At 58.8% G+C, this 15,104-nt stretch carries 14 protein-coding genes and 2 tRNA genes; 15 read left to right on the top strand and 1 reads right to left on the bottom strand.

All coding sequences use genetic code 11. From position 1 onward, the window contains the following. The first annotated feature begins 28 nt into the window (after positions 1-28). From dnaJ to AB4O45_RS17185, 6 genes are all read left to right on the top strand, one after another. Positions 29-1,153 carry a molecular chaperone DnaJ gene (gene dnaJ, locus AB4O45_RS17160; protein WP_016771767.1) on the top strand — a complete coding sequence of 375 codons (1,125 nt, stop codon included), beginning with the start codon at positions 29-31 and terminating at the stop codon, positions 1,151-1,153. A gap of 9 nt (positions 1,154-1,162) precedes the next feature. Next, positions 1,163-1,966, top strand: a complete 804-nt coding sequence (gene dapB / locus AB4O45_RS17165) for a 4-hydroxy-tetrahydrodipicolinate reductase (RefSeq protein WP_460160361.1) — start codon at positions 1,163-1,165, stop codon at positions 1,964-1,966. 258 nt (positions 1,967-2,224) lie between these two features. Then, on the top strand, positions 2,225-3,361 hold the full coding sequence (gene carA, locus AB4O45_RS17170; protein WP_460160362.1) for a glutamine-hydrolyzing carbamoyl-phosphate synthase small subunit: 1,137 nt from the start codon (positions 2,225-2,227) through the stop codon (positions 3,359-3,361). A gap of 124 nt (positions 3,362-3,485) precedes the next feature. Continuing rightward, entirely contained in the window at positions 3,486-6,707 is a 3,222-nt protein-coding gene (carB, locus tag AB4O45_RS17175; protein WP_016771764.1) for a carbamoyl-phosphate synthase large subunit, read from the top strand. Positions 6,708-6,709: 2 nt separating this feature from the next. After that, positions 6,710-7,186 carry a transcription elongation factor GreA gene (gene greA / locus AB4O45_RS17180; protein WP_038861135.1) on the top strand — a complete coding sequence of 159 codons (477 nt, stop codon included), beginning with the start codon at positions 6,710-6,712 and terminating at the stop codon, positions 7,184-7,186. 28 nt (positions 7,187-7,214) lie between these two features. After that, positions 7,215-7,619 carry an MFS transporter gene (locus tag AB4O45_RS17185; RefSeq protein WP_150636055.1) on the top strand — a complete coding sequence of 135 codons (405 nt, stop codon included), beginning with the start codon at positions 7,215-7,217 and terminating at the stop codon, positions 7,617-7,619. A gap of 9 nt (positions 7,620-7,628) precedes the next feature. Here the strand turns inward: AB4O45_RS17185 and AB4O45_RS17190 are convergent, their stop codons facing one another. Further along, entirely contained in the window at positions 7,629-7,937 is a 309-nt protein-coding gene (locus AB4O45_RS17190) for a YhbY family RNA-binding protein (RefSeq protein ID WP_003221534.1), read from the bottom strand. A gap of 101 nt (positions 7,938-8,038) precedes the next feature. Here AB4O45_RS17190 and rlmE point away from each other — a divergent pair, with 101 nt between their 5' ends. The 9 genes from rlmE (at position 8,039) to rimP (ending at position 15,081) form a co-directional block, all read left to right on the top strand. Further along, complete coding sequence (gene rlmE, locus AB4O45_RS17195; RefSeq protein WP_056782866.1) at positions 8,039-8,668, top strand: 23S rRNA (uridine(2552)-2'-O)-methyltransferase RlmE; 630 nt, start codon at positions 8,039-8,041, stop codon at positions 8,666-8,668. A gap of 202 nt (positions 8,669-8,870) precedes the next feature. Further along, positions 8,871-10,778, top strand: coding sequence for an ATP-dependent zinc metalloprotease FtsH (gene ftsH / locus AB4O45_RS17200; RefSeq protein WP_016771759.1), 1,908 nt, complete (start codon positions 8,871-8,873; stop codon positions 10,776-10,778). A gap of 8 nt (positions 10,779-10,786) precedes the next feature. After that, the gene (gene folP, locus AB4O45_RS17205; RefSeq protein WP_056782869.1) at positions 10,787-11,638 is read left to right on the top strand and encodes a dihydropteroate synthase; all 852 of its coding nucleotides are present in this window, start codon (positions 10,787-10,789) and stop codon (positions 11,636-11,638) included. A gap of 16 nt (positions 11,639-11,654) precedes the next feature. Continuing rightward, positions 11,655-12,992, top strand: a complete 1,338-nt coding sequence (gene glmM, locus AB4O45_RS17210; protein ID WP_041477931.1) for a phosphoglucosamine mutase — start codon at positions 11,655-11,657, stop codon at positions 12,990-12,992. 65 nt (positions 12,993-13,057) lie between these two features. Next, entirely contained in the window at positions 13,058-13,813 is a 756-nt protein-coding gene (gene tpiA, locus AB4O45_RS17215; protein ID WP_056782873.1) for a triose-phosphate isomerase, read from the top strand. Between the two features lie 4 nt (positions 13,814-13,817). Beyond that, positions 13,818-14,201, top strand: coding sequence for a preprotein translocase subunit SecG (secG, locus tag AB4O45_RS17220; RefSeq protein ID WP_016771756.1), 384 nt, complete (start codon positions 13,818-13,820; stop codon positions 14,199-14,201). A gap of 22 nt (positions 14,202-14,223) precedes the next feature. Then, a tRNA-Leu gene (locus AB4O45_RS17225) sits at positions 14,224-14,309 on the top strand. 97 nt (positions 14,310-14,406) lie between these two features. After that, positions 14,407-14,483 (top strand) — tRNA-Met (locus AB4O45_RS17230). A gap of 139 nt (positions 14,484-14,622) precedes the next feature. After that, on the top strand, positions 14,623-15,081 hold the full coding sequence (rimP, locus tag AB4O45_RS17235) for a ribosome maturation factor RimP (protein WP_007973115.1): 459 nt from the start codon (positions 14,623-14,625) through the stop codon (positions 15,079-15,081). Positions 15,082-15,104 lie beyond the last annotated feature (23 nt).

A 15,104-nucleotide genomic window follows, 5' to 3' on the forward strand; every position in this document is an offset into this window, starting at 1 on the left:
CGAACGTCCTTAAGAGTGCAAAGAACTTATGGCAAAGCGTGACTATTACGAAGTATTGGGTGTCGAGCGGGGCACGAGCGAAGCGGACCTGAAGAAGGCCTATCGCCGCCTGGCCATGAAGCACCACCCCGACCGTAATCCCGGCGACAAAGCTTCGGAAGAAGCATTCAAAGAGGCCAACGAGGCCTATGAAGTGTTGTCCGACGCCAGCAAGCGCGCAGCATACGATCAGTACGGTCATGCCGGAGTTGATCCGAGCATGGGCGGCGGCGGTGCCGGTTTCGGTGGCCAGAACTTCTCGGACATCTTCGGCGATGTCTTCAGTGATTTCTTCGGTGGCGGTCGCGGCGGTGCCCGTGGCGGCGCTCAGCGTGGCAGCGATCTGCGCTACACCCTGGAGCTGAATCTGGAAGAAGCGGTGCGCGGCACGTCGGTGAATATCCGCGTTCCGACACTGGTCAACTGCAAGCCGTGCGATGGTTCCGGCGCCAAGAAGGGCTCCTCGCCGACGACGTGCCCGACCTGCGGCGGCATCGGCCAGGTGCGCATGCAGCAGGGCTTCTTCTCGGTGCAGCAGACCTGCCCGCGCTGCCATGGCCAGGGCAAGATCATTTCCGACCCGTGCGACTCCTGCCACGGCGACGGTCGTGTCGAAGAGTACAAAACCCTGTCGGTCAAAGTGCCTGCCGGTGTTGATACTGGCGACCGTATTCGTCTGTCCGGCGAAGGCGAGGCGGGTACCCAGGGCGGGCCGACTGGCGACCTGTACGTTGTGATCAATGTGCGCGAACACGACATCTTCCAGCGTGACGGCAAGCATCTGTTCTGCGAAGTGCCGATCAGCTTCGTCGACGCTGCACTGGGCGGCGAGTTGGAGATTCCGACCCTCGACGGTCGCGTCAAACTGAAAATCCCTGAAGGCACGCAGACCGGCAAGCAATTCCGCGTACGCGGCAAAGGCGTTGCGCCAGTGCGTGGCGGCGGTGCCGGCGACCTGATGTGCCGTGTCGCTGTGGAAACGCCGGTCAACCTCAACCGTCGTCAGCGTGAACTGCTGGAAGAATTCCGCAGTTCCCTGGCCGACGACAACAGCCACTCGCCGAAAACCACCGGTTGGTTCGACGGTGTGAAGCGTTTCTTCGGCGATTTGTAAGGAGTCGGCATGCGACGTATTGCAGTGATGGGCGCCGCCGGGCGCATGGGCAAGACCCTGATTGAAGCGGTGCAGCAGACGTCGGGCGCCGGTCTGACGGCGGCGGTCGATCGTCCCGACAGCACGCTGGTCGGCGCGGATGCCGGTGAGCTGGCAGCGCTGGGCCGTATCGGCGTGCCGCTGTCCGGTGATCTGGATCGTGTGGTTGAAGAGTTCGATGTGTTGATCGACTTCACTCACCCGACCGTGACCCTGAAGAATCTCGCGTTCTGCCGCAAGCACGGCAAAGCGATGATCATCGGCACCACCGGTTTCAGTGTTGAAGAGAAGCAATTGCTGGCCGATGCGGGCAAGGACATTCCGATCGTCTTCGCCGCCAACTTCAGCGTCGGCGTCAACCTGTGCCTGAAGTTGCTCGACACCGCTGCGCGCGTGCTGGGAGACGATGTCGATATCGAGATCATGGAAGCCCATCACCGCCACAAGGTCGATGCTCCCTCCGGTACCGCGGTGCGCATGGGTGAAGTGATTGCCGATGCCCTGGGGCGTGATCTGAAGAAGGTCGCGGTCTACGGTCGCGAAGGCCAGACCGGTGCGCGTGAGCGTGAAACCATTGGTTTCGCCACCGTGCGTGCTGGCGATATCGTCGGTGATCACACCGTGCTGTTCGCTGCCGATGGCGAGCGCGTCGAGATTACCCACAAGGCATCGAGCCGCATGACCTTCGCCAAGGGCGCGGTGCGTGCGGCGCTGTGGCTGGATGGTCGCGAGCCGGGCCTGTACGACATGCAAGACGTACTCGACCTGCGTTGAGTCGTTGCTGAACCCGGCGCAAACGTCCCGTTTTGCGCCGGTTTTTACCGCTTGGCGACGACCTGTCGCATTCTCCGGCCTTTAAGGCTCTTTAGCGGTGGACCAAAAACGCCCTTTTCTGTAAGCTACAGCTTTAGTGTGTCCACTAAAAGCGCGCAGAATAATTTCAGTGAAGAAGCGGGGTGACGTGTCCATACGTCACTCCGCTTTTTTACAACCTGCGATTGCCCTTTCATGCGTTATTTACGGGAGGTCTTCTTGACTAAGCCAGCCATACTCGCCCTTGCTGATGGCAGCATTTTTCGCGGCGAAGCCATTGGAGCCGACGGTCAGACCGTTGGTGAGGTGGTGTTCAACACCGCAATGACCGGCTATCAGGAAATCCTTACCGATCCTTCCTACGCCCAGCAGATCGTTACCCTGACTTACCCGCACATCGGCAACACCGGCACCACGCCGGAAGACGCCGAGTCCGACCGCGTCTGGTCCGCTGGCCTGGTCATCCGTGACCTGCCGCTGGTAGCGAGCAACTGGCGCAACACGATGTCCCTGTCTGATTACCTGAAAGCCAACAATGTAGTGGCAATCGCCGGTATCGACACCCGTCGCCTGACCCGCATCCTGCGTGAAAAAGGCGCTCAGAACGGCTGCATCATGGCCGGCGACAACATCTCCGAAGAAGCAGCCATCGCCGCTGCGCAGGGCTTCCCGGGCCTGAAGGGCATGGACCTGGCGAAAGTCGTCAGCACCAAGACCCAATACGAATGGCGCTCGACTGTCTGGGATCTGAAAACCGACAGCCACGCGACCATCGAAGCTTCCGAGCTGCCATATCACGTGGTTGCTTACGACTACGGCGTCAAGGTCAACATCCTGCGCATGCTGGTCGAGCGCGGCTGCCGCGTCACCGTAATGCCTGCGCAGACTCCAGCCGCCGATGTGCTGGCGCTGAAGCCGGACGGCGTGTTCCTGTCCAACGGCCCTGGTGATCCGGAGCCATGCGACTACGCGATCCAGGCGATCAAGGAAGTCCTGGAAACCGAGACGCCGGTATTCGGCATCTGCCTCGGCCACCAACTGCTGGCTCTGGCCTCCGGCGCCAAGACCCTGAAAATGGGCCACGGCCACCACGGTGCCAACCACCCGGTGCAGGATCTGGATACAGGCGTGGTGATGATCACCAGCCAGAACCACGGTTTTGCGGTAGACGAAGCCACCCTGCCAGCCAACGTGCGCGCGATCCACAAATCGCTGTTCGACGGCACCCTGCAAGGCATCGAGCGCACCGACAAGAGCGCGTTCAGCTTCCAGGGTCACCCTGAAGCGAGCCCGGGCCCGAACGATGTCGCGCCACTGTTCGACCGCTTCATCAACGAGATGGCCAAGCGACGCTAAGCGTTCGCCTTGAGACTGTAGAGAGAAGCCCTCGAGGGCGGCCCCGGTTCCGGCGGCCCCTTCGGGACTTCAGAAATCGATCAAGACGGCTTGCCGACTGACCTGCGGATTTGAGTGACAAACCATGCCAAAACGTACAGACATTAAAAGCATCCTGATTCTCGGCGCTGGCCCGATCGTGATCGGCCAGGCCTGCGAATTCGACTACTCCGGCGCCCAGGCCTGCAAGGCCCTGCGCGAAGAGGGTTACCGCGTCATCCTGGTGAACTCCAACCCGGCCACCATCATGACCGACCCGGACATGGCCGACGCCACCTACATCGAACCGATCAAGTGGCAGACCGTGGCCAAGATCATCGAAAAAGAGCGTCCGGACGCCGTGCTGCCAACCATGGGTGGCCAGACCGCTCTGAACTGCGCTCTGGACCTGGAGCGCGAAGGCGTTCTGGAGAAGTTCGGCGTAGAGATGATCGGTGCCAACGCCGATACCATCGACAAGGCTGAAGACCGTTCGCGTTTCGACAAGGCGATGAAATCCATCGGCCTGGCGTGCCCGCGTTCCGGCATCGCCCACAGCATGGAAGAAGCCAACGCGGTCCTCGAAACCCTCGGTTTCCCGTGCATCATCCGTCCGTCCTTCACCATGGGCGGCACCGGTGGCGGTATCGCTTACAACCGTGAAGAGTTCGAAGAAATCTGCGCCCGTGGTCTGGACCTTTCGCCGACCAAAGAGCTGCTGATCGACGAATCGCTGATCGGCTGGAAAGAATATGAGATGGAAGTTGTCCGCGACAAAAAGGACAACTGCATCATCGTCTGCTCGATCGAAAACTTCGACCCGATGGGCGTGCACACCGGTGACTCGATCACCGTAGCTCCAGCCCAGACGCTGACCGACAAGGAATACCAGATCCTGCGTAACGCCTCGCTGGCGGTACTGCGCGAGATCGGCGTCGAGACCGGTGGTTCCAACGTTCAATTCGGTATCTGCCCGAACACTGGTCGTATGGTCGTGATCGAAATGAACCCGCGTGTTTCGCGTTCCTCGGCACTGGCTTCGAAAGCCACCGGTTTCCCGATCGCCAAGGTCGCGGCCAAACTGGCTGTGGGCTACACCCTTGATGAGCTGTCGAACGACATCACCGGCGGCAAGACCCCGGCGTCCTTCGAACCGTCGATCGACTACGTCGTTACCAAGCTGCCACGCTTCGCCTTCGAGAAATTCGCCAAGGCTGACGCGCGCCTGACCACGCAAATGAAGTCGGTCGGTGAAGTCATGGCCATCGGCCGGACCTTCCAGGAATCCCTGCAGAAAGCCCTGCGCGGTCTGGAAGTCGGCGTTTGCGGTCTGGACGAGAAGCTCGATCTGAGCAACCCGGACAGCATGAGCGTGCTCAAGCGCGAACTGACCGTGCCGGGCGCCGAGCGTATCTGGTACGTGGCTGACGCCTTCCGCGCCGGTCTGTCGGTCGAAGACATCTTCGGCATGAACATGATCGACCCGTGGTTCCTGGTGCAGATCGAAGACCTGATCAAGGACGAAGAGAAGGTCAAGACCCTTGGTCTGTCCTCGATCGACCGCGACCTGATGTTCAAGCTCAAGCGCAAAGGCTTCTCCGATCAGCGTCTGGCGAAACTGCTGGGCGTCACCGAGAAAAACCTGCGTACGCATCGTCAGAAGCTGGAAGTGTTCCCGGTCTACAAGCGCGTTGACACCTGCGCCGCCGAGTTCGCTACCGACACCGCTTACCTGTACTCGACCTACGAGGAAGAGTGCGAGGCAGCGCCGTCGGGTCGCGACAAGATCATGATTCTGGGTGGCGGTCCGAACCGTATCGGCCAGGGCATCGAGTTCGACTACTGCTGCGTTCACGCTGCTCTCGCCCTGCGCGAAGACGGCTACGAAACCATCATGGTCAACTGCAACCCGGAAACCGTATCCACCGACTACGACACTTCCGACCGTCTGTACTTCGAGCCGGTAACCCTGGAAGACGTACTGGAAATCTGCCGCGTCGAGAAGCCGAAAGGCGTGATCGTCCAGTACGGCGGCCAGACTCCGCTGAAACTGGCTCGCGCACTGGAAGCTGCTGGCGTGCCGATCATCGGCACCAGCCCTGACGCCATCGACCGCGCCGAAGACCGTGAGCGCTTCCAGCAAATGGTCGAGCGTCTGAACCTGCGTCAGCCGCCAAACGCCACTGTGCGCAGCGAAGACGAAGCCGTTCGTGCTGCGGCGAAGATCGGTTATCCGCTGGTGGTGCGCCCGTCCTACGTGTTGGGCGGCCGTGCGATGGAAATCGTTTACAAGGAAGACGAACTCAAGCGCTATCTGCGTGACGCGGTGCAAGTGTCCAACGACAGCCCGGTGCTGCTCGACCACTTCCTCAACTGCGCCATCGAAATGGACGTGGATGCGGTCTGCGACGGCAAAGATGTAGTGATCGGCGCGATCATGCAGCACATCGAACAGGCGGGCGTTCACTCCGGTGACTCCGCTTGCTCGCTGCCGCCGTACTCGCTGCCGGCACACATCCAGGACGAGATGCGCGAACAGGTCAAGAAAATGGCTCTGGAACTGGGCGTTGTCGGCCTGATGAACGTGCAGTTGGCTTTGCAGGGCGAAGACATCTACGTCATCGAAGTCAACCCGCGCGCCTCGCGTACCGTACCGTTCGTTTCCAAGTGCATCGGTGTTTCCCTGGCCATGATCGCTGCGCGCGTGATGGCCGGTAAGACCCTGAAGGAAATCGGCTTCACCAAGGAAATCATCCCGAACTTCTACAGCGTGAAAGAGGCGGTGTTCCCGTTCGCCAAGTTCCCTGGCGTTGACCCGATCCTCGGCCCAGAGATGAAGTCGACCGGTGAAGTGATGGGCGTCGGCGACACCTTCGGCGAAGCATTCGCCAAGGCGCAGATGGGTGCCAGCGAAGTTCTGCCGACCGGCGGTACCGCGTTCATCAGCGTGCGCGATGACGACAAGCCACTGGTTGCAGGCGTGGCCCGTGATCTGATCAACTTGGGCTTCGAAGTGGTCGCCACTGCCGGCACTGCCAAGCTGATCGAAGCCGCAGGCCTGAAAGTGCGCCGCGTGAACAAGGTGACCGAGGGTCGTCCGCACGTGGTCGACATGATCAAGAATGACGAAGTCACGCTGATCATCAACACCACCGAGGGTCGTCAGTCGATCGCCGATTCGTACTCCATTCGTCGCAACGCCCTGCAGCACAAGATCTACTGCACCACCACTATTGCTGCGGGCGAAGCGATCTGCGAAGCGCTGAAGTTCGGTCCGGAAAAGACCGTGCGCCGCTTGCAGGATCTACACGCAGGATTGAAGGCATGAGCATAACCAAGTACCCAATGACTGTTCAGGGCGCTCGCGCCCTGGAAGAGGAGCATGCTCACCTGACCAAGGTCGTCCGTCCGAAGCTCAGCCAGGACATCGGTACGGCCCGCGAGTTGGGTGACTTGAAGGAAAACGCTGAATACCATGCTGCCCGCGAACAGCAAGGCATGGTCGAAGCGCGTATTCGTGATATCGAGGGCCGGATTCAGAATCAGGTCATCATCGACGTCACGACCATTCCTCACACCGGTAAAGTGATTTTCGGTACCACCGTCGAGATCGCCAACGTCGAGACTGATGAAAGCGTCACTTACCACATCGTGGGTGAGGATGAGGCTGACTTCAAACTCGGCAAGATCTCCGTCGGTTCGCCGCTGGCCCGCGCCTTGATTGGTAAGGAAGAGGGTGACGTTGTCGCCGTCAAAACGCCAAGCGGCGTGATCGAGTACGAGATTGTCGAAGTTCGTCACATCTGAAAGAAGGCGCCCGCTGCATGCGGGCGCCATGCTTTGGCAACTGACCCAGATGCTTTGGGTCGGTGGGCTATGGTTGATTCATGTCGGTTTGCAGCCGGCGCTGGGCCGGATCGGTCTGGCGCCGCTGTTGATCGACGAAGTGGCCAGTGCTTTCGAAGTGCTGGTGGTGGGATTCGCCGCTCTGTGCGTGATCTTTCAGGCTTTGGTGCTGGTACAGGCCGAGGGCCTTGCCAGTCTATGGCGGGATTTTCGCGGGCAGGTGCTGTTGATGGCGTTGTACGCGTGCGCGATGTATGTCGCCGTGCGTGTCGGCTGGCCGGATGCGCAGCGCTGGCAGGTATTCAGTTATCTGGTGCTGGGTTTTTCCGGGCTGGTGCTGGTCATGCAGCCGGTGCCGGGATGGGGTGGCAGGGTGCGCGAAGCACACCCTTGACCCTGCGCATCACTTGAAGCGATGAACGTTCGACAGCTGCTTGTTGACGCTGAAGTTCTTGCGGTAGACCAGAGCCATCTTGCCGATGACCTGAACCAGGTCCGCTTTGCCGACCTTGCACAGCTCGGCGATGTGCGCGAGGCGCGACTCGCGATCAAGGATATTGAGCTTGATCTTGATCAGCTCGTGATCGGCCAAGGCGCGTTCAAGTTCGGCTAAAACACCTTCAGTCAAACCGTTGTCCGCCACCGTCAACACTGGTTTGAGGTGGTGGCCGATGGATTTGTACTGTTTCTTCTGCTCTGGAGTGAGCGGCATAATCTGACCCTTTCGTCTGGATTCTGTAAAATGGCGGCCATTTTACCCGAGGGTTCGTGGATCCGCCCAACTAATCACGACCCTAATCATCGAGGTGCCCAATGGCGCGTTCCAAGACAAGCCTTGGTTGGCTGAAAAGACATGTCAACGATCCTTATGTGAAGCAGGCGCAGAAGGATGGCTACCGCTCGCGTGCAAGTTACAAGCTTCTGGAGATCCAGGAAAAATACAAACTCATCCGTCCGGGCATGAGCGTGGTCGACCTCGGCGCGGCGCCGGGTGGCTGGTCGCAAGTCACCAGTCGGCTGATCGGTGGTCAGGGGCGTCTGATCGCTTCGGACATTCTTGAAATGGACGGCATTCCGGACGTGACCTTCATTCAAGGTGACTTCACTGAGGACTCGGTGCTGGCTCAAATCCTTGAGGCTGTGGGTAATTCGCAGGTGGACCTTGTGATTTCCGATATGGCCCCCAATATGAGTGGTACGCCCGAAGTGGATATGCCCAAGGCCATGTTCCTGTGCGAGCTGGCGCTGGACCTGGCGGAACGGATCCTCAAGCCCGGTGGCAACTTCGTCATCAAGATTTTCCAGGGCGAAGGGTTCGACGTTTATCTGAAGGATGCTCGGAAGAAATTCGACAAGATCCAGATGATCAAGCCAGACTCTTCCCGTGGCAGCTCCCGAGAGCAGTACATGCTGGCCTGGGGTTATCGCGGTGGTGATGCCTGAAACGAGGTTTTTCGGCGGGGCGATAGGTTTTTCATATTTCGCTCTGCAGGCATAAGCGAATATTGTGTAGAAAGTGTTTCACAAAGGGTTACAGACGGCGCCTGCCAGAGTTGTAGGTAATGTAGTAAGTTAGGCCGGTGAATATCATGCGAAGCGCGCGCCAGTAGCGGAGCTTGCTTCAGAGGGTAGTTAATTGAACGATATGGCAAAGAATCTGATCCTGTGGTTGATCATCGCGGCAGTCCTGGTGACGGTGATGAACAACTTCTCCAGCCCTAACGAGCCGCAGACCCTCAACTATTCCGACTTCATCCAGCAGGTCAAGGATGGCAAGGTCGAACGCGTAGCCGTTGACGGCTATGTGATTACCGGCAAGCGCACCGATGGCGACAGCTTCAAGACCATTCGTCCGGCAATTCAGGACAATGGCCTGATCGGCGATCTGGTCGACAATCACGTTGTGGTTGAAGGCAAGCAGCCTGAACAGCAAAGCATCTGGACTCAGCTCCTGGTGGCCAGCTTCCCGATCCTGGTGATCATCGCGGTGTTCATGTTCTTCATGCGCCAGATGCAGGGCGGCGCCGGTGGCAAGGGCGGGCCGATGAGCTTCGGCAAGAGCAAGGCGCGCCTGCTCTCCGAAGATCAGGTCAAAACCACTTTGGCTGACGTTGCCGGTTGCGACGAAGCCAAGGAAGAAGTCGGCGAGCTGGTTGAGTTCCTGCGCGATCCGGGCAAGTTCCAGCGTCTGGGCGGTCGTATTCCGCGCGGCGTATTGATGGTCGGCCCACCAGGTACCGGTAAGACCTTGCTGGCCAAGGCGATTGCCGGCGAAGCCAAAGTGCCGTTCTTTACTATTTCCGGTTCTGACTTCGTTGAAATGTTCGTGGGTGTCGGCGCTAGCCGCGTCCGTGACATGTTCGAGCAGGCCAAGAAACATGCACCTTGCATCATCTTCATCGACGAAATCGATGCGGTAGGTCGCCATCGTGGCGCCGGCATGGGTGGCGGCCACGACGAGCGTGAGCAGACTCTCAACCAGTTGCTGGTAGAGATGGACGGCTTCGAAATGAATGACGGCATCATCGTGATTGCTGCGACCAACCGTCCGGACGTACTCGACCCTGCGCTGCTGCGTCCGGGCCGTTTCGACCGTCAGGTGGTGGTTGGCTTGCCAGACATTCGCGGTCGCGAGCAGATTCTGAAAGTGCACATGCGCAAAGTGCCAATGGGCGACGACGTTGCTCCGGCAGTGATCGCACGTGGTACTCCGGGCTTCTCGGGTGCTGACCTGGCCAACCTGGTCAACGAAGCGTCGCTGTTCGCTGCCCGTAGCGGCAAGCGTATCGTCGAGATGAAAGAGTTCGAACTGGCGAAAGACAAGATCATGATGGGCGCCGAGCGCAAATCCATGGTCATGTCCGAGAAAGAAAAGCAGAACACGGCCTACCACGAAGCTGGCCATGCCATTGTCGGTCGCGTTGTTCCTGAGCATGATCCGGTCTACAAGGTATCGATCATCCCGCGCGGTCGTGCGCTGGGTGTGACCATGTTCCTGCCGGAAGAAGATCGCTACAGCCTGTCCAAACGTGCGCTGATCAGCCAGATCTGCTCGTTGTACGGTGGCCGTATCGCTGAAGAAATGACCCTGGGCTTCGATGGTGTGACTACCGGGGCCTCCAACGACATCATGCGTGCAAGTCAGATTGCCCGGAACATGGTGACGAAATGGGGTCTGTCGGAAAAACTCGGTCCGCTGATGTACGCCGAAGAAGAAGGCGAAGTGTTCCTCGGTCGCGGTGGTGGTGGTCAGGCTGCCAGCTTCTCCGGTGAGACAGCCAAACTGATCGACTCCGAAGTGCGCAGCATCATTGATCAGTGCTACGGCACCGCCAAGCAGATCCTCACGGATAACCGTGACAAGCTGGATGCCATGGCTGATGCGCTGATGAAGTACGAAACCATCGATGCCGAGCAGATTGACGACATCATGGCCGGCCGCACACCTCGCGAACCTCGCGACTGGTCGGGTGGCACCGGTACGCCTCCGCCGCCTGTCGTGCAGGATGAGCGTCCGGAAAAACCGATTGGCGGTCCGGCTGCTGACGTTTAAGGCTTGAAATGACTTCTGTACAGTCCCTGACCCGGTTGCCTTGTGGCAACCGGGTTCTTGATTTGGCCCAGACGCATGTCATGGGCATTCTCAATGTCACTCCTGATTCCTTTTCCGACGGCGGCCGCTATAGCCAGCTCGATGCGGCTTTGCGCCATGCCGAAGCGATGGTGCTGGCTGGCGCGACGTTGATTGATGTCGGCGGCGAATCGACCCGGCCAGGCGCGCGAGCGGTTTCTCCTCTGGAGGAGCTCGAGCGCGTCGCGCCGATTGTCGAGCTGATCAATCGCGAGCTGGATGTGATCATCTCGGTCGATACTTCCACCCCGGCAGTCATGCGCGAAACCGCACGGCTCGGTGCCGGCCTGATCAACGATGTGCGTTCGTTGCGTCGCGATGGTGCGCTGGATGCGGCGGCGGCTACCGGATTGCCGGTCTGCCTCATGCACATGCTCGGCGAACCGGGCGATATGCAGGATAATCCGCAGTATCAGGATGTCACCCGCGAGGTCGGCGAGTTTCTCGCCGAGCGCATGGATCAGTGCGCCCAGGCGGGCATTCCTGCCGAGCGGATCATTCTTGATCCCGGCTTCGGCTTCGCCAAGACCCTGCAGCACAATCTAAGCTTGTTCAAACACATGGAGGCCCTGCATGCGCTGGGGCGGCCATTGCTGGTAGGTGTTTCGCGCAAGAGTATGATTGGCCACGCGTTGAACCGTCCCGTGGGCGAGCGCCTGCACGGCGGACTGGCGCTGGCGGCGCTGGCGTCAGTTAAAGGCGCACGTATATTGCGCGTCCACGATGTGGCGGAAACCGTCGATGTTGTGCGAATGATTGCGGCCGTTGAATCAGCCGAATAAGAATGATGGAGCACTTATGAGCAAGAAATATTTTGGTACCGACGGCATTCGCGGTCGTGTTGGTGAATACCCGATCACGCCTGACTTCATGCTCAAGCTCGGCTGGGCGGCTGGTATGGCTTTCCGCAAGATGGGGGCCTGCAAGGTGCTGGTCGGCAAGGACACGCGGATCTCCGGTTATATGTTCGAATCGGCACTCGAGGCCGGGCTGACCTCGGCGGGCGCCGATGTGATGCTGCTCGGCCCGATGCCGACGCCTGCCATCGCTTATCTGTCGCGTACGTTCCAGGCTGAAGCCGGTATCGTGATAAGTGCCTCGCACAACCCGCATGATGACAACGGCATCAAGTTCTTCTCCGGTAAAGGCACCAAGCTGCCGGATGAGTTGGAGTTGATGATCGAAGAATTGCTCGACACGCCGATGACCGTTGTCGAGTCGAGCAAGATCGGCAAGGTGTCGCGAATCAATGACGCATCGGGTCGCTACATCGAGTTCTGCAAAAGCAGCGTTCCTACTGGCTCCAATTTCGCCGGCCTGAAGATCGTCATCGACTGCGCGCATGGTGCGACTTACAAGGTTGCACCGAGCGTCTTCCGTGAGCTGGGTGCCGAAGTTGTCGTGCTATCTGCCCAGCCGAATGGGTTGAACATCAACGATAACTGCGGTTCCACGCATATGGGCCCATTGCAGGCCGCCGTTCTGGCTGAGCATGCGGACCTGGGTATCGCCTTCGACGGTGATGGTGATCGGGTATTGATGGTCGATCACACCGGCGCCATTGTTGATGGTGACGACCTGCTGTTTATCATTGCCCGCGATCTGCATGAGCGTGGCAAGTTGCAGGGTGGCGTCGTCGGTACGTTGATGAGCAATCTTGGTCTCGAACTGGCCCTTGCGGATCTGTCGATCCCGTTCGTTCGCGCCAATGTCGGTGACCGCTACGTGATTGCCGAACTGCAAGAGCGCAACTGGCTCGTTGGTGGGGAAAACTCCGGGCATGTGGTCTGCTTCAACCACACCACCACGGGCGACGCGATCATCGCGGCTCTGCAGGTGTTGATGGCTCTGAAATCCCGCAACGAAGGCTTGGCACAAACCCGGCAGGCGTTGCGCAAGTGCCCTCAGGTGCTGATCAACGTTCGCTTTGGCGGCGGTGAAAGCCCGCTGGAGCATCCGGCTGTCAAGGAAGCCAGTGCCCGTGTAACTCAGGCGATGGCGGGGCGCGGTCGCGTGCTTCTGCGCAAGTCCGGCACAGAGCCTCTGGTGCGCGTAATGGTCGAAGGCGAGGACGAAAACCAGGTTCGCGGCTATGCCGAAGAGCTGGCAAAACTGGTAACCGAAGTTTCTGCCTGATACGGCTTGCAAGCCATGATTGTGTTGGGTAACATCTGCGCCCACTTTGACCGACGAGGTACAGCATGCGTCGCCCTATGGTAGCTGGTAACTGGAAGATGCACGGTACCCGCGCCAGCGTCGCTGAGCTGATCAACGGCCTTCGTCATCTGGCCTTGCCTAGCGGTGTTGATGTCGCGGTGTTCCCGCCTTGCTTGTATATCAATCAAGTGATTGATGGCTTGAAAGGCAAGTCGATTTCGGTCGGCGCGCAGAATTCTGCGGTGGAAGCCATGCAAGGTGCCTTGACTGGTGAGATTGCTCCCAGCCAACTGGTGGATGCAGGTTGTTCCCTGGTGCTTGTCGGGCACTCCGAACGCCGCCAGATTATGGGCGAGCGAGACGGGATGCTGAATCGCAAGTTCGCAGCGGCACAGGCATGTGGCTTGACTCCGGTGTTGTGTGTAGGGGAAACCCTCGAGCAGCGCGAAGCCGGAAAAACTCTTGAAGTTGTCGGGCGTCAGCTGGGCAGCATCATCGAGGAGCTGGGTGTCGGTGCCTTTGCCAAGGCAGTGATTGCATACGAGCCGGTCTGGGCCATTGGTACCGGGCTGACTGCAACGCCGCAACAGGCTCAGGATGTGCATAAGGCCATTCGCGAGCAGTTGGCGGCAGAGAATTCTGAAGTCGCACGAGGTGTGCGGCTTCTATACGGCGGCAGCGTGAAGGCGGCCAATGCGGTCGAACTGTTCGGCATGCCGGATATCGATGGGGGGCTCATTGGTGGAGCTTCCCTGAATGCAGATGAGTTCGGTGCGATTTGTCGCGCCGCGGGAAACTGAAAAAATGCTGGAAACAGTCGTAGTCGTTTTTCATCTGCTGGGTGCATTGGGCGTAGTTGCTCTGGTTTTGCTGCAGCAGGGTAAGGGTGCGGACGCTGGCGCGTCTTTCGGAGCAGGTGCTTCAAATACTGTGTTCGGAAGCCAAGGTTCCTCTACCTTTCTTAGTAAGTTTACTGCTATACTTGCCGCCGGTTTCTTCATAACCAGCTTGGGGTTAGGTTACTTTGCTAAAGAGAAAGCTCATCAGCTGACTCAAGCAGGTCTTCCAGATCCAGCAGTGTTGGAAGTACCTAAGCAACAACCGGCTTCTGATGATGTCCCGGTGCTTCAAGAGCAAAAGTCGGCTACTCCAGCGACTGACGTGCCTCCAGCTCAAGAGCAGAAGTAAGAAGGGTTTCAAACGTAGTATTGCCGAGGTGGTGGAATTGGTAGACACGCAACCTTGAGGTGGTTGTGCCCATAGGGTGTAGGGGTTCGAGTCCCCTTCTCGGTACCAATTAGTCAGGAGAGCCCGCTGTTGCGGGCTTTCTTGCAGGTGGAAGGTTACATTGACCCTAAAAGGGATCGGTCGTATACTTCCGCCCCAGCTTTGTCGCGGGGTGGAGCAGTCTGGTAGCTCGTCGGGCTCATAACCCGAAGGTCGTCGGTTCAAATCCGGCCCCCGCAACCAGTTTAAGGAGCCCCTTTTAAGGGGCTTTTTGTTAGCTGGATACTTTCAACGCCGCTGTTCGACGGCGTTTCAAGGATGGGCGTTATGCCCATTTTTTTATTTTGCAAAGCATGCACATATCATGCACTAGGGGGTTCAGGTGTCGAGCAAGCTAGAAGAGTTGCAGGCCTTGCTGGCCCCGGTGGTCGTGGCCCTGGGCTATGAATGCTGGGGTATCGAGTTTTCGGCTCAGGGTCGTCACTCGATGTTGCGCGTTTATATCGATAAAGAGGGTGGCGTGCTGGTGGACGATTGCGCCATTGTCAGCCGTCAGATCAGCGGCGTTCTGGATGTTGAAGATCCGATCTCCGTTGAATACACCCTTGAAGTTTCCTCGCCTGGCATGGAGCGCCCGCTGTTCACTCTTGAGCAGTTTGCCAAATTTGCCGGTGAACAAGTGAAGATCAAGCTGCGCTCGCCTTTCGAAGGTCGACGCAACTTTCAGGGCCTTCTGCGCGGTGTAGAAGAGCAGGACGTCGTGGTGCAGGTAGAAGACCACGAGTTCCTGTTGCCGATCGATATGATCGACAAGGCCAACATTATTCCCAGTTTTGACTGAGACGCGGATCCCGCGGATCCAAT

The organism is Pseudomonas sp. S2_B10 (assembly GCF_054668425.1).